The following is a 20,121-nucleotide window of genomic DNA, read 5'->3' on the forward strand; positions in this document are numbered from 1 at the left end:
TTATGTCCTGTCAAACCGCACAATAAGCTGTTTTTCAACTTGACCTTCCAGCATAGGAAGGGGGTAGCGACGGGATCAAACGAGATAGGAGAACTACAATGTCCACCTTTGCCGTCCCAGACAGTAGCTGCGGCCACTGCAAATCTGCCATCCAAAAAGCAATTGCCTCTGCGGATGCAACCGCAACGATTGTATTTGACATGGAAGCACGCAAAATAGACGTTTCCAGCGCGCTGTCCGTTTAAGACCTGTCCGCATTGATTGAAAAAGAAGGCTATCCGAACAACGTGACTGCCTAGTTTGATGACAAAATTGAACCGAGGCATTTCCACAATTTAGTCAACTCAGCAAGACCGTTTGCAACAGCTGCGGTCTCTGCCGCGGTTCCTAACGATACAGCGTTCGAATTCTGGTAACATCAAAACCATGGAACGTTACTTTTCTTCATCTTCGCCTGGATTTGAGTTTGCCCGAAACACGCTGATTGTTAGTTTGCTGGGCATGGCTCCGCTGCTGGTTCTTTATGTATTTTTGACACCGGGTTTTGCGGCACATCTCGCAACTGGCGGACCTGCTTTATCCCGCTTCATGCGCCAAATTATTACCAATGGGCTCCCGGTGGTGTTTGCCGTCAACTATATCGGTTTCTTCGTTTTCGCGATCATTGTCGAGAGACCCAACCGGCCACACCTACGTCAACTTATGTTCGCCATTGATCTGCCACTGCGCATAACAGTTTTTGTATTCATCCATGCCATAATCTACGTATTGTCGGCTGACTGGTTCGGGTCATTTGGCGGCAGCAAATCTACAGCTTTAGGGGTTGTAGCCCCAACGTTGGCGCGTTCGGCACTCTTCGAAAACATCTCAGGGGTTTACCTTTATGCGGTGTTACTCGCGTCCCTGCCCATCTATGCGGCGATTTTCGAAAAAACTTTCCATAGACGTTCCTTCATTGGGCGCATTCCAATAAGCCTTGCGCGTTGGCTCCTTGCCTTAATAGCATGCAGCACCTTCGCACTTATCCTAACGGGGCTAGCAACGTTGATTATGTGGTATCAGGATTAGAAGTGAAAATTCACCACTTTCCACCATCAATTGTGGTGGCTGGGCGAACCCGTGCGCAAGTTCGTCACCAATTACAAACAATGGGGTGCCGTTAAAGCCCATCACCCAAGCAAGCTCCATGGAGGTCCTGAAATGTTCGTCGATCTCTGCTTTTAGTTCCTCATGATATCCCTATTCCTAATGTGTTTCATTCAACGTTGACCCAAGTCGCCATGCCCGAAGCCGAGTGGCCCAACATATGGCAGTGAAAAATCCACTTGCCCGAGCCACCAGCGACAAAGGCAATTTCACGAGCTTCATCCGGGAACACCAGCAGCGTATCCCTGAGCGGTCCCATATCGCCATTGTCCAAAACCTCTCGTACATGCATCCCGTGCAGGTGCATCGCATGCGGAAAAGCGGTGTCGTTGCGGATATTTATTCGAGCTGTTTCTCCGACGGAGAGATCCGCCAAAGGCGTTTCCGTCATGCCAACCACACCATTGAAAGACCAGAACTGATTGGCGTTTATCAGCGCCCGAAAACCCATATCCTTGCCATTGAACTTAGCTCTCTCCAGTCCCCCCATGGCACCGCCTTCCATGTGCAATTCAAATCGGCGTGCTGTCTCTATACCAGGGACATCCATATCGGGGTTCGGCGGAAGCGCTTTAGGAACATCACGCCGAAGACGGGATGTGGGGTCAGAGCCAACAGGAAAGGTCACCTGAGAGTACCCTTCTCCGTCATCTACGCGCACCAGATGAGCTGTTTCTCCAGCATCTGCGATGACGTCTACAAACAGGTCCACCCTTTGTCCCGGAGCAAGCAAGAAAGGCCCATCAACTTTTTCCGGAACCTCTAAGGGCATACCGTCATAGGCCATGACCCATCCATCGAACCCAGCGAGGCTAAGCTGGAAGATACGGGCGTTAGCCGCGTTAATCAGACGCAAGCGCAAGCGTTGGTTTTGTCCGACCGGAATTTCGGTGAAAGCGGCTCCGTTGGTTGCAATATAATTACCTCGGCGTCCCGCATGGCTCCTGTCGTGGCCGGATGCATAGTCGGAGTCCAACTGAGCCGTTTCTGTATCAAGCAACCAGTCATCAAGGATCAGGACTTCGTCCCGATCAACATCCACCGGTTCTGCTTCATCTACAATCAGCGCACCATACAAACCTCGCGCAACCTGTTCGACCGACTTGTTGTGGGCGTGATACCAGTAGGTTCCCGCGTCACGAGCAACAAAATCATAATCAAACGTGTCCCCTGGCTCCACAGCGTCCTGGGTCAGACCGGCAACCCCATCCATTGCATTGTCGATACGCAGACCGTGCCAGTGAACCGAACTGGGTTGCGGCAACTCATTAACGAAACGCCGGGTAATCCGATCACCTTGCTGCGCCCGAATTAGTGTACCAGGAATTTTTCCGTCATACCCCCAGATACTCGTCTGAGGGTATTTAGAAGGCGCGAGCTGAACGTTTGCGAGCTTCGCCGTCAGATGTGTCGGTTCTGCTGCGGCGGTCAAAAGCGTCGGGCTCAAGCCGCCAACTCCTAACGCAGCCCCCAAGCACAGGACATCCCGTCTTGTTTTGTTCATTCCAATTCCTTTCAGTCGGAGGCAGGCGAACACGCCTGCCTCCGAGTTTTGGTCTTAGCCGCCTTCATGGACATCCATAAGATAAGTCGCGATGGCAGTACGGTCGGCATCGGTCAGGAAGCTGGTGCCATAGTTCACCACCTCTCCCATTCCTCCTCCGAAAACATCGCCATCCGGCATGATCCCCGAGCGCAATCCGTAGGCTAGAGACTCCACCGTCCAGCCGCGTTCACGCAACGTTTCGGCATCAATTGCTGGCGACTTGTCTCCGCCAGGCAGATCGGCGTTGCCCTGAAAATGCTCTGTATCGGACATTCGGGCACCGGCAAAATTGCGCCCTGTATGGCACGCCGCGCAATGCGCTGCGCCTTCTACCAATTCCCTACCTCGGTTCCATATGCCATCGTTGCCAGGGACAGGATCGGTATGCGGAGGTTCCAGGAAAGCAGCCCGCCAGAGCTTCATCCCCCATCGCTGATTAAAGGGAAACATCAATTCAGGTTCACGCGAGGGAGTGTCACTGGCAGGAACTGTCTGAAATGCGGCCCAAAGGTCCACGATCTCCTGATCCGTGAAGTTCATATAAAACGGATAGGGAAAAGCCGGATAATAGGGTGAACCATCAGGGGAAATCCCTTGCCGAACCGCTACGGCAAACTTCTGCACATCCCAGTCTCCGATCCCCTCTTGGGAATCGGTAGTTAGGTTGGGAGAATAGATCGCACCAAACGGTGTTTCCAGCTGAACGCCCCCTGCAAGAGGTGCTCCACCACTTCTGAAGTCGGAGTGGCAAGCGATACAGCCGCTGGCCCGTGCCAGGTATGCACCACGGTTTACGTCTCCCTCCAACTCAATCAAGGGAGGTGGCAAAACCCCGATCGGCCAGGCGATGACCGCGCCTAAGCCTGTTGCGGCTGCAATCGCCGCAACCAAGCCAACACGAAAAAAGCTTGTCATGGCACACCTATCAATTCTCGACCCGATAACGGGTATGACAGGTTGAGCAAGCCTGACTCAGCATCAAAAAAACACTATCTGCGGGCATCTTGGACAGGCTATCAAGGTCGCGCATACCGGACATGCCGCCCTGCATCATCATACCGCCTTGCATCATTGAGCCACTTTGGGTGCCCATCATACCGCCCTGCATCATCGAGCCGCTTTGTGTGTCTGCCGCCATCATTAGTCCGTTTTCTGACGCCAGCGCTAAACCTTCCGAATAGCTGTTCAACTGCTCTGCTAGATCTTGGAAGTCAGACCAGTTCTCCCAGATCTCAGGTCGAGCCTCAGACGGTTTATCCAGACTACCCTCTGGGAAAAGTTCCGTAAGTGCTGCCCCTGCATGATTGCCGATTACATTCGCTTGTTGGCCGATCACAGCTGCGTCGTAGGGCGTCTTGCCCTGCATAATGGGTGTGAGCACCTTCATGGCATCCTTAATTGCCGCCATTGCGTCCATGCGCTGTTTAACGACACCAGTTGCGCCACCATGTGCAAATGCAGCAGCCGCAATCATTGATGCCGCTGCGGCACCGGCTAGAATCCTAGAAGCTTTCATAATCTTGTCCTGTATGACTTTTGTCCACGCGCCAGTCCGGCGCCTCGCTTTGTCGTTCAGGACGCGAATCTGGGTGGAGGTGGCTCAAGTCCGAAAGGCGACAGGGCAAGTGTCGAATATGAAGGAACCGTGACTTTAGAAGCAAATTCAGTCAATTCGGGCGGCAAAGGTGACACAACGATCACCGCAACACCAGCGCAAAAGGCTCCACCATGACAATGGCCAGGATGCCCTTCTTCCTCATGCACAGTGTCCTCAAAACTCTGTGCAACGACATTTATAGGCTCATGACCGCTATGGGCTGAAGCATCGCCAGGAAGAAAGCTTAGCATCATCAAAAAAAGCACACTGTAAAACACTGAAGTCCAAGATAATTGCCGCTTCCATGTCATGGATTAGATAGCTCCAAATCCGGCCAAAAGTATTTTTCCCAGAGAAACACTGCCTTGCAGCCCCTTGTCAGTCAATCCTTGGGCCACAAAAGGGCGTTCAATTCGTAACCCAACTCGGAACAGGCCTGTTGTGGCTTGGCCCTTTACACAGTTCTGTACCATCAAGTTGTCACCTATCTATTACGATCAATTCAGTTAATTCCGTTCGTGCGCTGCAGCTCGCGAACATAGGCAACGATCCCACGCACATCCCCTTTGGTCAGACCTTCTACTGGTGGCATGTCTCCGTACCGCCAGTGATGCGCGCGTACGCCGTTCTGCACAGCAAGTTGAAAAGCCATATCGCCGTGGTGAGAAGGCTCATAAATCTTGTGTACCAATGGCGGAGCAAATCCCTCCCTACCCGTCGCATTATCACCGTGACAGTCCGAGCATTTAACATCAAAAGCCCGTTTCCCAACCTGTGCCAGGGTCGAAAACTCTGATGGTACTTTGATCTGAGCGATGGGATCACCTTCAGACAACTGACTGGTATCAGGTGGTGTCATCGAATGACCCTGCTGCGTACCCGTTGCCTGAAAGCTTTGCCAACCCACTACAACTAGGCCTCCGATAAGCACGCCCCCAATTGCTACACCCAAAATATTCAAACCTACACTCCTTGTCTTCTGTCGAAGCCTTGCTTTCAGATCAGTTTTACTTGCGTTCCCACCAAGGTTCGTCCGAAAACTTCCTCAATGTGTTCATTGTACAGTCCAATACAGCCATTCGAAGAACGCCGACCTATTTTGCGGGTGTCATGAGTTCCGTGAATTCGGTAATACTGCCAAGATAGGTAGAGCGCCCGAGTACCCAGAGGATTGCTTGGATCACCACCCTGTACATAAGCCGGCCATTCCGGATTACGCTCCCGCATCGAAGGGGTTGGTGCCCATCCAGGATTTTTCCGCTTCTCGACGACACTGGTGTATCCCCGTTTCGTCAAATCATCAGTAAGTGGAACCGAAGTGGGGTAAATCCGCATTTCTCCGTCTTTGGTCCAATGTTGGAGAACCCGTGAATTTGTGTCGGAAATGATGATACCCCGGCCTATACGATCAAAGTGGTCCTGCCAATCATGCGTCACAAAGGCGGAAATACTTCGTTCCACCGAAATCTGGTCCTCAGCCTGCAGAACGGCGGGCATCGCAATGGCCCCTACTGTACCAGCAATCATCGCACGTCTACTTGGCTTCTTGCTGCTGCAAAAATCCATTCGACTTTCCTTTCCCGCTGTTTCTACCAATAGGCGCTATGTCTTACGCTCTAGCAAACACCACAAAGGCTTCAAACACTTGCGGGCCTTTTAGTTTGTATCGAAATGTATCCTTGACCTTAGCCGTTGAAAGGCAGGCATATAGAGCAAAGTCATCTGACCGAGGCACCCTGTGGCAAAACAAGAGAACCCAACTCCTTCAACGCAATCGCGCACTGGTATCAAGAGAATGCACATTGCGATGATTATGTGCTGTATGTTTATGCTGATACCAGTTTTCAGCCATGTGATGGCTGGTAATGGGCAAAATGGAAGTGGTCTTAATCTGACCACCCTCGCCCCACTTCTACTTTGTGTTGGTGCCCATTTAATAATGCACAAGATGATGGGCAAAAGCTGCCACGGCAAAGACAAGGATAACGTAGCGGAGCAAGACATGCCTCGCAGCCAAGTCACCTCATCGGACGTTCCATTGATCAAGCGAACCTGAGATTGTTTTTGCGTTCTTCGTGAGAAGACACCGAATAACCACTTGAAAAATAAACCTAGCCCGCCTGACTCCGGCACGACACTCTGCCGAGCCTCGCACAAGGATCCAAATGCCTTTTGACGACAAACTTCTTACTGTCCGAACGCTGTCTGCGCTTGTTTAGCTGGCAGTGGAAGTCGAGATCAGGGGCAAGTCTTCGAAACAGCGGTGGATCTACCGCGCAAATGCCCCAAACCCAGAGCCAGAAGTAATCCCAGCAAAGAAGACACCAGCAGCACAAATTTGGTCAACGTTATGGGACCAAGCATAGTCGCGAACATCATTGATGGTGTTGGGTAGCTGGAAATGAGGGTATGAATGAGCGCATTTTCGAGCATGTCGGTTACAAACCAAGCAATGGGCAGCGCATACACCAGCCGTCGCCACGTTTCTGAACGCATCCGCCCACCTGTGAATCTGGCAAATGCTAGGAAGAAGGCAAGCAATGAAAGCGGGAAAAGGACATCGCCTGTGTAAGTCATCAATCGGTAGGTTTCGCGACCTTGAGCTCCAAACCCTTCGATCCGCTCCAGAACTTCAGCGGTGGAGAAAGAGGGGCTTTGGTCGAACAAAGGCGCACCTCCGATTGCGGCCTGAACCGCTCCCGCCCCAATTGGTAGCTTGGTCAGATGAGTGATGCCAAACATGCCAAGTACCAACCCAAGCGCCAACAACACCGGCAGGCCGCCTGATTTGCGTGAGGTCACAAGCAACCCGGCAATCACGCCCATGAAAAAAATCGTGGGAATGAAGATCAGATGTTCTTGTGTCATGACGACCCCCTTCAGAGTTGATTATGGACATTCGTCCATTTTCGGATGATGGTCCGCGAATTACAGGAAAAGAGAACGCAAACAATCGACAACGTTTTTCAAAATGTGCGTTTGCAGACATATGCTGGGCTGATGTCCGGAAACGAAAGGTTGGCGACATGACGAGAGGTGAAGACCGGCGTGTGCGCCGCACCCGTTCGGCGCTACAGACTGCCTTGTTAGAATTGGTGGTAAAGCGGGCCTATGAAACAATCACCGTGGCGGATATCTGTGACGCCGCTGATGTTGGGCGTTCGGCATTTTATCAGCATTTCAAAGGTAAGGACGACCTGCTGCGCGCCGGATTTGCAAAACTCGAAGACGACCTTGGCAGGGGCGAGGCCGGACAAGATGCCAGTTTCAGCAATGCCTTTCTGGAACATGCGATCCAGCACCGGGTGCTTTATCGCGCACTCATGCGCAGCCAAGCGGCCCCAATTGTTTCCGCTGCGATCCGGCGCATTCTAGTTGAAAAAGCTTCCAACCTGATTACCGCCGAAAGCGGCACGGGCGTTCCCCGCGAGCTCAGAGCGACACTACTTGCGGACCTGTTGCTATCGTTGACGCTTTGGTGGTTCGACCGGGATGCGAGGCTACCGGTTTGCGATGTCGAAGCAATGTTTGCTGAGATGGCGACAGGAATCCTCGGCGAACAGGGTGGCAGATACGCAAGCCCCGGCCAAACCAAATAGGGGGCGGTCATAAAGGTGTTGTTGTTCACTCACTGCGATGGGCCGACGCCTCGCAACGTGATATTATTCTCCCTTAGGAAAGTTCGTTTCTGCAAGTGGGATTGCTATCGTCGCACGAAGCCCTCCGGCATCTCGGTTACTCAACGAAATCTCTCCCCCGTGCGCTCGGACTATGGTTCGTGCGATTGAAAGACCCAAGCCATGTCCCCCGGTTTCGAGAGAACGCGATTGTTCTAGCCGGAAAAACGGATCAAATACCCGCTCAAGATCGGCCGCAGGAACACCGGGCCCGTCGTCGTCAATGGTTATGACAACTTCACCGTCCTCGATACCGTGGCAAACATGAGCACTGTCGCCATATCGCACTGCATTCTCGATGATGTTTCGAAGCGCTCGACGCATCGCATTGGGGCGTATCCGCGCTTCATAGGAACGGCTTCCATCCAGTCCGAAGGGTGCAACCATGTCACTCCGAAGAGCATCAAGGAATTCACTGACGTTGACGACCTCGGGTTCTTCGGATCCTGCTAACCCACGCGCAAAGGTCAGCGTTGCCTCAACCATAGACTGCATTTCCTCGACCGATGCGACAAGACTTTCGCGAGTTTCATCGTCATCCACCATTTCGGCCCGTACTCGCATTGCAGTCAGAGGAGATCGCAAATCGTGGCCAAGAGCCGCAAGAAGCCTGGTCCGATCAGCAACAAAACGCGTTAGACGACCCTGCATGTGGTTGAACGTCTTGGTCAGGTTGCGAACTTCGGTTGGCCCTACCACCGGCAATTCCGTGACATCTTCACCGCGCCCCAGGCGATCAGTGGCACCCACAAGTCGCCGCAGTGGCCCAAGCAGACGCGTCATGACAAACCAGAAAACAGAGGTCAGGATTGCACCTGCGGACAGTGTGAATGTGAGCATTGAATAGAACGGCCATTGAATCGGAGGTCGTTCAAATCGTGTTCCGACATTCAGCCAACGGCTTCCGTCCACAGCGATGGTCAGGTTCATTTCTATCGCAGACAGTTCACCACGCATCATAGCTTTGTGCATTTCTGCCATCCCAGGTGACAGATGTGGCAACGGTAGGATTTGACCCTGAATCTGGTGCAGCTCGACTCGAATATCGCGACTGAAATTGTCGTCAAGCAAAGTACGAATCCGGGCTTCGACCAATCCACCATCCGAATGGTCACTGTGCTGAACGCCCGGCTCATCAGATAAATCAAACCGGACAAGCGGAGAATTCGCCGCGCGCAGGATCGAAGGGTGCAAATCTGGTGGAGCTTCTTCAATGAGACGGGCAACATTGGCAGCTCTCCCCGCCGCTTCGAAGCCTAAGGCCGCCCTGACAGCAAGACTGCGTTCGTCAGCAAAAAGCCAGAGGCTGATCAATTGTGCAGCCGCCAGTGCGGCAACAACAAGTAGAACCAATTGCCCTCTCAAACTAAGCAAAAAACCAGGCATTAACGTTGCACTTCCACTTCCACCGACAGGCAATAACCTCCATTACGAATAGTCTTGATAATTTTTGGGCGCAGGATGTCTGCCTCCACCTTGCGTCGTAACCGACTAATCTGGTTATCAATAGTGCGATCCAGCGGTCCAGCTGAACGACCCTGCGTGAGATCCAAAAGCTCGTCTCGGCTTAGCACCACACGCGGGCGCTCCAACAGCACCAACAGCAATTTGAAATCGGCATAAGTTAGGGATATCTCGGAACCAGTTTCCGTCACTAAGACTTGCCGATCTACATCCAAAACCAAATGCGCAAATGATAGTTTTTTTCCCGAAAAATCCCCTGCTACGGTCTCGATTTGCGACACGCGTCTAAGGACAGCCTTGATACGAGCAAGCAATTCGCGCGGGTTAAACGGCTTTACTAGATAATCGTCTGCACCGATCTCAAGCCCCACAATTCTGTCTGTTTCTTCAGCCAAAGCAGTCAGCATGATAATGGGTAAATTTTTGCTTGCCGAGATGCGCTGGCAGACCGACAGACCGCTCTCTCCGGGCATCATCACATCCAGAACCATCAGGTCGAAATGCCCTTTTGACAATTTGGCATCCATTTCCACGGCATCTTTTGCCGCCGTTGCCCTCACCCCATTCTTCTCAAGAAAACGGGTTACGCTGTCCCGGATCTGCTGGTGGTCATCAACAACAAGGATATGTGGCGTGTTTATCATGAAACCTTAATAGTAGACTCTCGCAGCACAGCCAGCTGCATTTTTGTCGCCGTTTGTATCACGAAGGCTTCATTGCGACATCCCGTTACAATTCGGCAGATGCATCTGCTTTCATTTGGTTTTTTATCCCCACTTAAAACTGCATGAAATGGAGAGAAACATGTCGGAAAAAACTAAAGCTGCACTTGCCCTCATTTTCGCGTTGGGTGGCGCCAACTTCGTTTATGCTGATGAAAATCATCACGAAAACGCGATACCAGAACACCATACAACAGAGGAGCAAAGTGCTGGAAACACTTCTAAACAGATGATGATGCCGGGTAGCTCGGAAATGGGCGGCAAACATCATGAAATGATGCAAAACATGATGCTACAGATGCATGCCGGCATGGCTATGAAAGGTTCCGTGGGCGGGATGGGCATAATGGATCGAGAAATGTTAGGCTTCATGCACACTCCTATGGGCAAAAACATCAAGCCGGACGCCAACGGTGACGGAGAAATTTCTTCTGAAGAGTCACAAAACCACATGCAATCAATGCGAACCATTGCAGATAAGGACGGTAACGGCACTGTGTCGCTCGAAGAATTCGAGACGCTTCATAACATGGTGATGCGTAACCAGATGGTGGATCGCTTTCAGCACCTGGATGCTGACGGAGACGGTGAAATAACTGAAAGTGAGATGACCACCCAAGCCAACCGGATGAAAACACATTCGTCCACAAAAATGAAACCAAGTGACGCGCCGATATCAGAGAGTTGACAGGGCTCCTTGACTTTGCCCGAATAGGGCCAACAACGGCTCAGATGTTGCGGCCGAAACTGTCATAAGATGGGTTGTAACTGCTGCTGCGAAAGCCGCTTTCTCCGATCAGAAGAGGATGGATCGGAGAAAGTCATAATGCGCGGTACTGCGACGAACTATTCAATAGCGAAGTTTTCTACGGTTTGTTGGTTTGTGTCCGCCGCCAGAATTTTTAGGGGCCAGTATCGTCCGACATGGGGATTACGTATTGGTCCAAATTTTATTACATATAATTCAATGACTTAGATAGAGTGGCGGCATTACCCGCTCCGACTTCCGACGTCTAAAAACCGACCTGCGACACAGAGAATCCGCGCAATTTCAGAGGATTATGCCCCTTACAAGGTGCCCTGAACGGCAAAAACCGCCCCTGGGGGCGGCTTACAAGACGAAGGAATCTCGAGTCCTCCGGTTTACTTCGGCCGACGGCGCTCCACCTGCCGCTCTTCTTCATATCGCTGCATTGCTTTCAGCGTGTCGATGCTCGACCAGTGCTCGGCTACGAAGGGGTTTAGCTCCTCATCGCAATCCATTCTCATTTCGTAGGCATCTGCGAAATGTCCCATATCGACCGCGCTATCCCCCTGCCCCAAGCATTCTCCGATCGCCTCAATAGCCATTTCTACCGCAATACCGAAACGCCCTACCGAAGCGTGGATCAAGATCCGAATGAACTCACCAAGGGCTAGGATGCCGGGATCTGTGATGCCCGCATCATCAAACAACCGCATCAAAGTTTCACGAAGCGTTTGCCCATCGTCCTCGAATGTCAGAGGCCGCATTTCCATCGGCCGTAACCTACGCCGCAATGGTTCATCCAAATTGACCAGATGTCTGGCTTCCGGCGTCGCAGTCATGATGAGACAGACCGGCCATTCCTTGTGCTGCATCATGTTACGAAAGACTTTGAGGAAGACTTCAACACTGTCCTTGGTCTTGTAGCGCCCACTGTCCTGCACTTCGTCTAGGTGAATGGCGGCAATGCGGCACTCCTTCAGGTATTCTATCACCAGTTTCCCGAGATAATCCTCGTCACGCCGACTCTTCGCTGGGTACCCGAGCGCTTGAAGGATCGCTTTCAGGGCCTCCTTGACCGTCGACCGTCCAGGAACAACGACACTCAAGATCCGCGTGCCGAACTCCCAATCTCCCGCTTGTGCCGTTAGGGCGTTGTGCTCTTTGATGATCTCAGCAGCGATACGCGACTTACCGGCTCCTGCGGGGCCAATGAGCACCGCCCCCTTCAACTCGCTCCGCCCTTCCCGACGGCGTGCTTCTCGCTGCGCCAGAACACTGAACACCCGCGTCCGGAAGCGATGATAGGTTTCTGTCCGCTCGAAATAGTCCTCAAGGCGGACAAGGCGCGCCGCCAACGAGTTCATTTCATTGAAGTCGACTAGCGCCTCGGAGCTAACCTGCAACACCTCGGACTGATGAGGCAAGTGGGACGTAGGATTGGAGATGGCGAGGGCATCTTCGGTTCCGTTACGGACTTTGATCATGACAGTACTTTCTCGTTCGCGGCCATCGAATGATGACGCGGGATAATGGATGGTGCTCATAGGAGCGGCTTTGGCGGTCGATCAGCGGAGCTGGGTCGGTTAGTCGCTAAACACCAACCGCCGACCATGCAGGGGACGCCCTTGTCGGCTCCTGATTGAAACAACCAGACTAGGTACGCGTCAACAGATCAGCGCGGTGGATATACGGCGGGGTTCACCACGCTTTGGGTCAGGGTCTCATGGTTCTCGTTGCGATCGATGTCTCTCAAAACCCTCAATACCAGCGTTAGGTAAGGCGGGATTTTCCGCGGAATATGCCGGGCTGCCGAATAGGCGGAAAATCATCTTTTCTGGCCTGCATCTCTGCAACACTCCAGTCTTACGACCAGACGGGAAAGTTATGTAAGCGCGCATATTCAGTTGAGCACAAAATCCAAAATTCGTCAATTACCAACACCAATTCAATCACTTACAGATTTTTCCGAAAAACACATTTCTCGCAACACTGGATTCTCACCTCTCTTTCTACAGGCCTTGCCTACATTATGGACGTTCGTTCCTCTCATCTTCAAAATTGCAGGTAGGCGCAGGAAAACTGCTTGGATACAGTTCATGTGTCAAAAATTATATAGAAAACTCAACGACATCACTTGTTGCTGGCGATATTGATTGCCGAGGCAAAAGCAGAAGGATTGATGCAGGCACTACGATATTATCGATTCCACAGCCTCGACCTGCATGCATTGCTCAAATGGCGCGACCAGCCATTCATCATGCAGGCGCGAAAAATTCCAAATTCCGGCGATCCAGGGATAAGGAGTAGCTTTGTTGAGGGCATTAATGACTATGAAACCGATCTGCCAAAAAATCCACGAACACCCGTATTTTAGGGGCAAGGTTGCGTTTGTTGGCGAAAATTACAGCAATATCCGCGTTTGTTTGGGTGTATTCAGGTATGAGCCTGACGAGATCACCTGCGGCAATTCTTTCAGCCACCAAATAGTTGGACAATCGCGCGATTCCCAAGCCAGCCAGCGCAGCTTTGTATACAGCGTCGGCGCTGTTACCCACAAAGTTACCAGTCGCATCAACCGTATGGCTGACACCGCCCAACTTGGCATGCCAAGCATTCCTGCCAATAACATTAGACATGCGTAGACAATTGAATTTCGACAAGTCGCTAAAGGATTTTGGGCTGCCATGACGTTCGATGAAACCCGGTGATGCACATAGAATACGTTCGTTCTTCATGATTTTCTTCGCAATGACATTTGGGTTGGTCAGTTGCTCCGCAAAGTTTATAGCAACATCAAAGCCCTCTTCTTCAAGGTCAACCTGCCGGTCGGTCAGCTCCAACGACACCGTTATTTCGCGGTAAAGATCCAGAAAATCCGGCAAAACACTGATTAGTTGGGACTTGCCAAAAACCACGCTTGAAGCAACACGGATCGTACCCATTGGCCGACTATTGAACGCGGAGAAATGATCCTCAGCCTCCAGAAACCTATCGGCCATTGCTCGGCACTTTTCATAATACTCTCGGCCATCCTCTGTCACGGACACACCAGCTTTTGTGCGATGTAAAAGCCGACGTCCGACACGGTCCTCTAAATGTCCGATCTGTTTGCTCACAGCAGATGGCGTTTGTCCGCTCGCTCTGGACGCCGCCGAAATGCTTCCCATTTCAACGACTTTCACAAAAACCAGCATCTGTGCGGATGCATCCATCATGCGTCGTACCCTTTCCTGCTTGGCACCCCCCCTATGCAAATTCACTGGATTGGAGACGGGGTATGTTTGCGCTACCTCTGCACTGCAGCATAAATACTGCAATGCAGCAAAAAGGAAAACGCATGATGCCAATGGCAATTTCTAGTAACAATGCACGTTTGCAAGCCGTTCTGGATGATCTCCGCTCAGGCTTTAAGCGCTTTCTGCTTGTAGCTCAGCAGGCAAACGAACGACGACGCATTTACCGAGCTACCGTTTGGGAACTCAACAACCTCACCAACCGAGACTTGGCCGACCTTGGGATTTCCCGATCGCACATTCGCCGACTTGCGCTTGAGGCATCACAAAAAGGTCGGGCAAATGAAGTATAGAGAAAGCAGCTACGTTAGTTCGGCACCCTATCTGTTAATACAGGATGTATTTTCCGAACTATGGACATCTCTCGGAAAGGGGGCATCCAATGTGCGTAAAACTGTGGCGCAGTGCATGCTCAGGCTAAAAATTGCTAGAATGCAGGCCGCGTTGAGCCGCCTCACAGATGAACAACTAAAACAAATAGACCTAAAGAGAAGTGACATCGGGCAACGTGCAGCATACCTGATTACGTATGAGTACGACGGACTATGAAACCAGGATCAGACACAATACGGAGCTGATTCTCTCCGAAATCGACGCCCGTCTATAAGAGCGGGATCGAGAGGTGCCAGGCCTCTCTCCTCCCAGAGTTTACCTGACATCTACCTTGACGGCTCTTCCTCCCAGAAGCCGTCATCGCTTGGGGCTGGCACCTTCTCCTCCTCCCGAGGGTGCCAGCTCCATTTAACGCCTAACGATCGTGACAGACCATTGTCTGTTGATCAGGAAATCCAGTGGGTCAGAAGAACCACGCCACCGTGGTTCAAGCACAGCGCGCAGGTAGTGTGCGAACTGATGCCCTGAAAAAAGATAATTAGCCGTTGCCGAAACCGGTTTCGGAACAAATCATCACCTCATGAACACGAATCGCATCACTTTGGTCAAAGGCCAGGTTTCTTCTTCTCCAAAGATTGGGGGGAGGGTCACAATCAATGACCTGGCAAGCCACCTGTGTATGTCGAAAAGCACAGTGTCGCGTGCCCTGAACGGCTATTCAGATATTTCTGAATCAACCCGCAAGCGTGTTGAGCGAACTGCGCAGAAATTGGGGTATCGGCCACTCAGTCACGCCCAAGCCATTCGTACAGGTCGGGTTCGGGCCATAGCGCTGGTTCTTCAAAATGACGAACCGGACAAGCACAATCCCTTCCTGCAAGAGTTCCTTGCCGGAGCCTGCGAAGCGGCCAGTGACTTTGGCTGGACGGTGACCATTTCAACAACCAAATCTGATCAAGATATGGACACTGTGCTGACCCGGCTTATCGAAGAACGCAAAGCCGATGGTTTCATTCTGCCACGGACCAAGGTCACGGATCCCCGTGTCCGGTTACTGCGCCGGCTTGGTGTGCCCTACATCATGTTTGGGCGCACGGATCATGGACAGAAAAAGATCGAAAAAGACGCCTCTTGGTTCGATATCTCCGGCGAAACAGCTATGCAGAACGCCGTTGTACGACTGGTTAGCTTAGGGCATCAACGCATCGGCTACGTCGGCAGCGATCCTGAATTCAACTACAGCCACTTGCGCCGCGAAGGTTTTACCCAAGGTTTGCACGCCACCAAACTTCAACCAGATCCAGATCTGTTAAGAGAGGGCGCCAGAACGCGCGACGAAGGGACTACCGAAACCCGTGTGTTGTTGCAATTGGACCAACCGCCAACCGCAATTGTCTATGCAACCGATATGGCAGCATTGGGTGCTTACAAGGCCATAACTGAATTGGGCCTGACCGTCGGCAAAGACGTTTCCGTGATCGGTTACGACGGGGTGCCTGAAAGCCAGTATGTGCGTCCAGCGTTGACGACATATGACGTTGACACCCGAATGGCCGGGGAACGTCTGGCAAGTTTGCTGGTCCGTCAGATCCGAGGGGAACCGGCTGACCAGTTGCGCGAATTGCAAGAGGCTCAGCTGGTCGAACGGGACTCCGATGGCCCGCCAGCGCTCAGCTCGACCGAACTAGCCGAGAAAATACAAAAACAGTGATCCATTTTAGGGGAGGACTAAACATGATACGTCACTACACAGCCAAGCTAATGCTTGGCACATCCTTGGCACTGGCCTTGTCGGCCATGTCAGTACAGGCGGATAGCATCCGGTTCTGGACAACAGAAGAGCAGCCCGAGCGGCTGGCCAAACAGCAAGAAATGGCTGACCTCTTCAAAACAGAAACCGGCACGTCGGTCGAAGTCATCCCAGTAACCGAAAGCGACCTGGGAACCCGCGCCACAGCCGCCTACGCTGCTGGCGATCTGCCCGATGTGATCTACCACACTCTGCAGTATGCTCTCCCCTGGGCCGAAGCTGGCATTCTGGACACCGAAGCCGCCAGCGAAGTGATTGCTGATCTGGGCACCGACACATTTGCACCGGGGGCCATTGCCATGGCTGCGTTCAAAGGTGAAACAGCGTCTGTTCCGGTCGATGGCTGGACCCAAATGGTTGTCTACCGCAAAGATCTGTTTGAACAGCACGGCCTGGCCGCTCCGGATTCCTTTGCCAATGTGCAGGCCGCACTGGCCAAGTTGCACAACCCACCAGAACTCTACGGTTTTGTTGCCGCAACCAAGGTGGACGAAAACTTCATGAGCCAGGTTTTGGAACATGTGTTCCTGGCCAACGGTGTCAGTCCGGTTGATGAAAACGGCTTGAACGCACTTGATGAAGCCAGCACCACCGAGGTTCTCGACTTTTACAAGGCCATCGCCAAAGCCTCGCCTCCAGGTGAACTCTACTGGAAGCAGTCACGCGAATTGTATTTCTCGGGTCAGGCCGCGATGATCATTTGGTCTCCGTTTATTCTAGACGAACTAGCTGGCCTTCGTGACAGTGCTCCGCCAACGATCAACGATGATCCCACTTCCGCAGCCCTCGCCGGGAAAACGGGTATCGTGACCAACTTCTCGGGGCCGTCAAACCCGGATGGCGCAGCATGGGGAGATGTTCGTTATTTCGGTATCACATCTGATGCAGACACCGATGCCGCAATGGACTTTGTGAAATTTGCAATGGATGACGGATACACCCAGACATTGTCGATTGCACCCGAGGGCAAGTTCCCGGTTCGACGCGGCACTGCGGACAACCCAACAGCCTTTACCGAAGCCTGGTCAAAACTGCCCGTTGGCGTCGACCGTAAAGCTCCACTGGGCGAGCTGTATGAGCAATCCATGATCGACGAAATCGTCGGCGGCTTGGACGTGGCCAAACGTTGGGGCGTTGCCGAGGGACAGTTGTCACTGGCGTCGAAAATCATCAACAGCCAAGCGATCAACCGGGTCGTACGCCAATACATCGATGACGAAATTGATGCCCCTGCGGCGGTTGCAGCGATGAACGACGAACTGTCTAAAATCAACTAAGCCCTACCTGACATGACAGCGGCAAATCCGCCGCTGTCATACCCCTTCCGAGGTTTTCTATGTCTACGGCACACCCACCATCCGGCTCGGGAGCCTTAGCCAAACGCGAAGCGCGTCTGGCCTGGGCACTGCTGGCACCAACAATGATCAGTATTTCCCTGGTTGTTGTCTTGCCATTGCTGGCGATCATCTGGATCAGTTTCAAACCCTTCACACTGACCGATCTGCGGCCACCTGCGCCAATCGTGCGGGAAAGCCTACGCGGCGAAGGCGACAATTTACGCCTTGAATATCGGGTCCGAAATTCCAGCCAAGAGCTTGCTATCACCGGTGTTACCCTCAGCGATACGCTGCCCTTGGGGCTGACGCTGAAAGAAAACCTGCCAGACCACTGTTACCTGACTAATCGCAATCTGATTTGTGATTTTGGCGACATGAACGGCGGCGATCGCGAAAAATTGCGGCTGCCGGTCCTGGCAACAAGCGATGAGTCCGCGTTGGAGGAGTTGGCCGAAGGCTCCAAACCGGTCATGACTGGGGCGGGTCCAAGTGTGCTGACAAGCTTCGAATTTAGCTCGGAAAACTTCTCACGTCTGTTTGACAGTAATGAATTTTGGTCGGTCCTTTGGATCACCCTATTCTACACGATTTTTGGAACACTTGGTGCATTGGTCATGGGACTTTTTGCTGCGTTGTTGTTGAACAAGAGCTTTCGCGGTCAGGGGTTTATTCGCGGGCTGTATCTGTTCCCCTATGTTGCGCCGGTCATTGCCGTAGCCTTTACATGGGTCACCTTATTTGACCCGTTCTCAGGATCGGCCAATGCATTGCTGCTTCAAATGGGCCTGTCACAATCGCCGATTAATTTCTTTGGTGAACGGCCACTGGCCCTGATCATGGTGACGGTGTTTGAAATCTGGCGCTATTTTCCATTGTCGTTCCTATTCATTTTGGCTCGGATGCAATCCATTGATACCAGCATGTATGAAGCCGCTGACATGGACGGGGCCTCTCCGTTTCAGAAATTCTGGCTACTCAGCATCCCACAGTTGCTGGGCATCCTGTCGGTTCTCTTCTTGCTGCGCTTCATTTGGACCTTCAACAAATTCGACGACATTTTCCTACTGACAGGGGGCAATGCCGGAACACGCACACTGACCGTGAATGTCTATGAACAGGCCTTTGCCATTTCAAACATCGGCGCCGGGGCTGCGGTCGCAGTGGTAATCTTGCTGTGCCTGCTTCTGTTCAGCTTTGTCTTCTTCCGTTTCATCAGCCGTGAGGAGGGTCTGTGATGCGCAATGGCTATGTAACCGGCCCGATCCTGGGCGCGCTATGGCTGGTGGTCATCGCGTCGACCCTAGCTGTGACGATGTCCTTTGCAACTGGCGCCTTGTTCCGCCCACAGGTTCTGTTCAGCTTGATCTGGGGGGCATTGATCGGTTTCTCATATGTTCGCTTCCCGGTCCAAAATGGTTTGATACGTCTGGCGCTCAGTGCAGCGGGAGCCTTGGCTTGCCTGACAGAAGTCGGCCCCGTTCTGATCGGCCCCGAGGTCACCTTGACCTCGCGCCTGATTACGCTGGTAGCCTTTGCAGCAATTCTGCATCTGTCACTACAGGCAATCCTGTTTGATGTGCCTTATGCGACGCTCACGCGGCATGAATTCGAAGCCGCTGTGATCCGGTTTTGCACCGGGTTCGGCTATATCTTCTTCACCGCTATCGTCGTAATCCCTTTCTATGTGATGGTGATGACCAGCCTGAAATCACAACAGGAACTGCTGCAAAACCCACTGGATTTCTCGATCGAACTGAGCCGCGGCTGGGACCTGTTCCGAAGCTATACCGAGCTGTTTTCCGATTTTAATTTTGGCGGCTACCTATGGACGTCGTTTTACATCTCGGTACTGACTGTCTTCATCACCTTGTTGTTCAGCGTGCCCGGCGCCTATGCAGTGGCACGGTTCCGGTTCAGAGGGCAAAAAGCGTTCTCACGCTCTATCCTGCTGATCTACATGGTGCCTATGATCGTATTGGCACTGCCAATCTACATCGCTTTCTCAATGACAGGTTTGCGCAACTCGATCCTCGGTATTGTGATAATCTATCCGGTCACTACTGTGCCTGTGGCGCTGTACATGCTGCAGGGCTATTTCCGAGGCCTGCCAACCGAGGTCGAAGAAGCAGGCCTGATGGATGGATTGTCGCGACTGTCGGTGATCTGGAAGATCACTCTACCGCTGAGCCTGCCCGCGCTGGCCTCCGTTTCGCTTTATGTTTTCATGATAGCCTGGAATGAATTTCTGCTGGCCTTCATGCTGTTGGACGATCCCTCAAAGTTCACGCTGACGCGCGGTGTGTCGATGCTCAACTCCTCCGAAATCCCCAGACAACACCTGATGGCAGGGGCAGTGATCGCTACTGTACCAATCATGGCGCTGTTCCTGGGACTTGAACGTTTCATGACCAAAGGCCTGACAGCCGGATCTGTCAAAGGATGACCCAA

Annotated in this window: 19 protein-coding genes; 9 read left to right on the forward strand and 10 right to left on the reverse strand. The window is 52.4% G+C overall.

Annotated elements, in window-relative coordinates; genetic code table 11:
• Positions 1-98 precede the first annotated feature (98 nt).
• Both GO984_RS17485 and GO984_RS17490 read left to right on the forward strand, forming a co-directional pair.
• Entirely contained in the window at positions 99-245 is a 147-nt protein-coding gene (locus GO984_RS17485) for a cation transporter (protein ID WP_157023893.1), read from the forward strand.
• A 181-nt stretch (positions 246-426) separates the two neighbouring features.
• Positions 427-1,068 carry a hypothetical protein gene (locus GO984_RS17490; protein WP_157023894.1) on the forward strand — a complete coding sequence of 214 codons (642 nt, stop codon included), beginning with the start codon at positions 427-429 and terminating at the stop codon, positions 1,066-1,068.
• Between the two features lie 187 nt (positions 1,069-1,255).
• On the opposite strand, the gene GO984_RS17495 is transcribed toward GO984_RS17490, so the two are convergent.
• The 6 genes from GO984_RS17495 to GO984_RS17520 all read right to left on the reverse strand — a co-directional run bounded on the left by GO984_RS17495 (position 1,256) and on the right by GO984_RS17520 (position 7,157).
• On the reverse strand, positions 1,256-2,650 hold the full coding sequence (locus GO984_RS17495) for a multicopper oxidase family protein (protein ID WP_157023895.1): 1,395 nt from the start codon (positions 2,648-2,650) through the stop codon (positions 1,256-1,258).
• A gap of 54 nt (positions 2,651-2,704) precedes the next feature.
• Positions 2,705-3,607, reverse strand: coding sequence for a c-type cytochrome (locus GO984_RS17500; protein WP_157023896.1), 903 nt, complete (start codon positions 3,605-3,607; stop codon positions 2,705-2,707).
• 10 nt (positions 3,608-3,617) lie between these two features.
• The gene (locus GO984_RS17505) at positions 3,618-4,208 is read right to left on the reverse strand and encodes a c-type cytochrome (protein WP_157023897.1); all 591 of its coding nucleotides are present in this window, start codon (positions 4,206-4,208) and stop codon (positions 3,618-3,620) included.
• A gap of 583 nt (positions 4,209-4,791) precedes the next feature.
• Entirely contained in the window at positions 4,792-5,250 is a 459-nt protein-coding gene (locus GO984_RS17510) for a c-type cytochrome (protein WP_245231158.1), read from the reverse strand.
• A 35-nt stretch (positions 5,251-5,285) separates the two neighbouring features.
• The gene (locus tag GO984_RS17515) at positions 5,286-5,786 is read right to left on the reverse strand and encodes a L,D-transpeptidase (RefSeq protein ID WP_425339660.1); all 501 of its coding nucleotides are present in this window, start codon (positions 5,784-5,786) and stop codon (positions 5,286-5,288) included.
• Positions 5,787-6,527: 741 nt separating this feature from the next.
• On the reverse strand, positions 6,528-7,157 hold the full coding sequence (locus GO984_RS17520) for a hypothetical protein (RefSeq protein WP_157023900.1): 630 nt from the start codon (positions 7,155-7,157) through the stop codon (positions 6,528-6,530).
• Between the two features lie 158 nt (positions 7,158-7,315).
• On the opposite strand from GO984_RS17520, the gene GO984_RS17525 reads away from it, so the two are divergent.
• Positions 7,316-7,888 carry a TetR/AcrR family transcriptional regulator gene (locus GO984_RS17525; protein WP_157023901.1) on the forward strand — a complete coding sequence of 191 codons (573 nt, stop codon included), beginning with the start codon at positions 7,316-7,318 and terminating at the stop codon, positions 7,886-7,888.
• Positions 7,889-7,951: 63 nt separating this feature from the next.
• On the opposite strand, the gene GO984_RS17530 is transcribed toward GO984_RS17525, so the two are convergent.
• Both GO984_RS17530 and GO984_RS17535 read right to left on the reverse strand, forming a co-directional pair.
• The gene (locus GO984_RS17530) at positions 7,952-9,352 is read right to left on the reverse strand and encodes an ATP-binding protein (RefSeq protein ID WP_157023902.1); all 1,401 of its coding nucleotides are present in this window, start codon (positions 9,350-9,352) and stop codon (positions 7,952-7,954) included.
• Positions 9,352-10,074: a response regulator gene (locus GO984_RS17535; RefSeq protein WP_157023903.1), complete on the reverse strand. Its 723-nt coding sequence runs from the start codon at positions 10,072-10,074 to the stop codon at positions 9,352-9,354. Before GO984_RS17535 ends, GO984_RS17530 begins: the two co-directional genes overlap by 1 nt.
• Positions 10,075-10,234: 160 nt before the next feature.
• On the opposite strand from GO984_RS17535, the gene GO984_RS23690 reads away from it, so the two are divergent.
• Entirely contained in the window at positions 10,235-10,840 is a 606-nt protein-coding gene (locus GO984_RS23690) for an EF-hand domain-containing protein (RefSeq protein WP_245231159.1), read from the forward strand.
• Between the two features lie 455 nt (positions 10,841-11,295).
• Here GO984_RS23690 and GO984_RS17545 read toward each other — a convergent pair whose 3' ends face one another.
• Positions 11,296-12,444, reverse strand: a complete 1,149-nt coding sequence (locus tag GO984_RS17545) for an ATP-binding protein (RefSeq protein WP_157023905.1) — start codon at positions 12,442-12,444, stop codon at positions 11,296-11,298.
• A gap of 777 nt (positions 12,445-13,221) precedes the next feature.
• The gene (locus GO984_RS17550; protein ID WP_245231161.1) at positions 13,222-14,253 is read right to left on the reverse strand and encodes a LysR family transcriptional regulator; all 1,032 of its coding nucleotides are present in this window, start codon (positions 14,251-14,253) and stop codon (positions 13,222-13,224) included.
• Here GO984_RS17550 and GO984_RS17555 point away from each other — a divergent pair.
• The 5 genes from GO984_RS17555 to GO984_RS17575 all read left to right on the forward strand — a co-directional run bounded on the left by GO984_RS17555 (position 14,247) and on the right by GO984_RS17575 (position 20,116).
• On the forward strand, positions 14,247-14,486 hold the full coding sequence (locus GO984_RS17555) for a DUF1127 domain-containing protein (protein ID WP_157023906.1): 240 nt from the start codon (positions 14,247-14,249) through the stop codon (positions 14,484-14,486). The two genes, GO984_RS17550 and GO984_RS17555, sit on opposite strands and share 7 nt — an antisense overlap.
• A gap of 620 nt (positions 14,487-15,106) precedes the next feature.
• Complete coding sequence (locus tag GO984_RS17560) at positions 15,107-16,237, forward strand: LacI family DNA-binding transcriptional regulator (protein ID WP_157023907.1); 1,131 nt, start codon at positions 15,107-15,109, stop codon at positions 16,235-16,237.
• Between the two features lie 23 nt (positions 16,238-16,260).
• On the forward strand, positions 16,261-17,613 hold the full coding sequence (locus GO984_RS17565) for an ABC transporter substrate-binding protein (protein ID WP_206188403.1): 1,353 nt from the start codon (positions 16,261-16,263) through the stop codon (positions 17,611-17,613).
• Positions 17,614-17,672: 59 nt separating this feature from the next.
• Positions 17,673-18,908, forward strand: a complete 1,236-nt coding sequence (locus tag GO984_RS17570; protein WP_157023908.1) for a carbohydrate ABC transporter permease — start codon at positions 17,673-17,675, stop codon at positions 18,906-18,908.
• Complete coding sequence (locus tag GO984_RS17575; RefSeq protein WP_157023909.1) at positions 18,908-20,116, forward strand: carbohydrate ABC transporter permease; 1,209 nt, start codon at positions 18,908-18,910, stop codon at positions 20,114-20,116. The genes GO984_RS17570 and GO984_RS17575 overlap by 1 nt, the downstream gene beginning before the upstream one ends.
• Positions 20,117-20,121 lie beyond the last annotated feature (5 nt).

This window comes from Parasedimentitalea huanghaiensis (assembly GCF_009753675.1).
Lineage (GTDB): Bacteria > Pseudomonadota > Alphaproteobacteria > Rhodobacterales > Rhodobacteraceae > Parasedimentitalea > Parasedimentitalea huanghaiensis.

Bases quoted from the DNA above. Each gene is read 5' to 3' on its own strand.
- GO984_RS17485 (WP_157023893.1), top strand. From the start codon at position 99: ATGTCCACCTTTGCCGTCCCAGACAGTAGCTGCGGCCACTGCAAATCT.
- GO984_RS17490 (WP_157023894.1), top strand. From the start codon at position 427: ATGGAACGTTACTTTTCTTCATCTTCGCCTGGATTTGAGTTTGCCCGA.
- GO984_RS17495 (WP_157023895.1), bottom strand. From the start codon at position 2,650: ATGAACAAAACAAGACGGGATGTCCTGTGCTTGGGGGCTGCGTTAGGA.
- GO984_RS17500 (WP_157023896.1), bottom strand. From the start codon at position 3,607: ATGACAAGCTTTTTTCGTGTTGGCTTGGTTGCGGCGATTGCAGCCGCA.
- GO984_RS17505 (WP_157023897.1), bottom strand. From the start codon at position 4,208: ATGAAAGCTTCTAGGATTCTAGCCGGTGCCGCAGCGGCATCAATGATT.
- GO984_RS17515 (WP_425339660.1), bottom strand. From the start codon at position 5,786: ATGCCCGCCGTTCTGCAGGCTGAGGACCAGATTTCGGTGGAACGAAGT.
- GO984_RS17520 (WP_157023900.1), bottom strand. From the start codon at position 7,157: ATGACACAAGAACATCTGATCTTCATTCCCACGATTTTTTTCATGGGC.
- GO984_RS17525 (WP_157023901.1), top strand. From the start codon at position 7,316: ATGACGAGAGGTGAAGACCGGCGTGTGCGCCGCACCCGTTCGGCGCTA.
- GO984_RS17530 (WP_157023902.1), bottom strand. From the start codon at position 9,352: ATGCCTGGTTTTTTGCTTAGTTTGAGAGGGCAATTGGTTCTACTTGTT.
- GO984_RS17535 (WP_157023903.1), bottom strand. From the start codon at position 10,074: ATGATAAACACGCCACATATCCTTGTTGTTGATGACCACCAGCAGATC.
- GO984_RS23690 (WP_245231159.1), top strand. From the start codon at position 10,235: ATGTCGGAAAAAACTAAAGCTGCACTTGCCCTCATTTTCGCGTTGGGT.
- GO984_RS17545 (WP_157023905.1), bottom strand. From the start codon at position 12,444: ATGAGCACCATCCATTATCCCGCGTCATCATTCGATGGCCGCGAACGA.
- GO984_RS17555 (WP_157023906.1), top strand. From the start codon at position 14,247: ATGGCAATTTCTAGTAACAATGCACGTTTGCAAGCCGTTCTGGATGAT.
- GO984_RS17560 (WP_157023907.1), top strand. From the start codon at position 15,107: ATGAACACGAATCGCATCACTTTGGTCAAAGGCCAGGTTTCTTCTTCT.
- GO984_RS17565 (WP_206188403.1), top strand. From the start codon at position 16,261: ATGATACGTCACTACACAGCCAAGCTAATGCTTGGCACATCCTTGGCA.
- GO984_RS17570 (WP_157023908.1), top strand. From the start codon at position 17,673: ATGTCTACGGCACACCCACCATCCGGCTCGGGAGCCTTAGCCAAACGC.
- GO984_RS17575 (WP_157023909.1), top strand. From the start codon at position 18,908: ATGCGCAATGGCTATGTAACCGGCCCGATCCTGGGCGCGCTATGGCTG.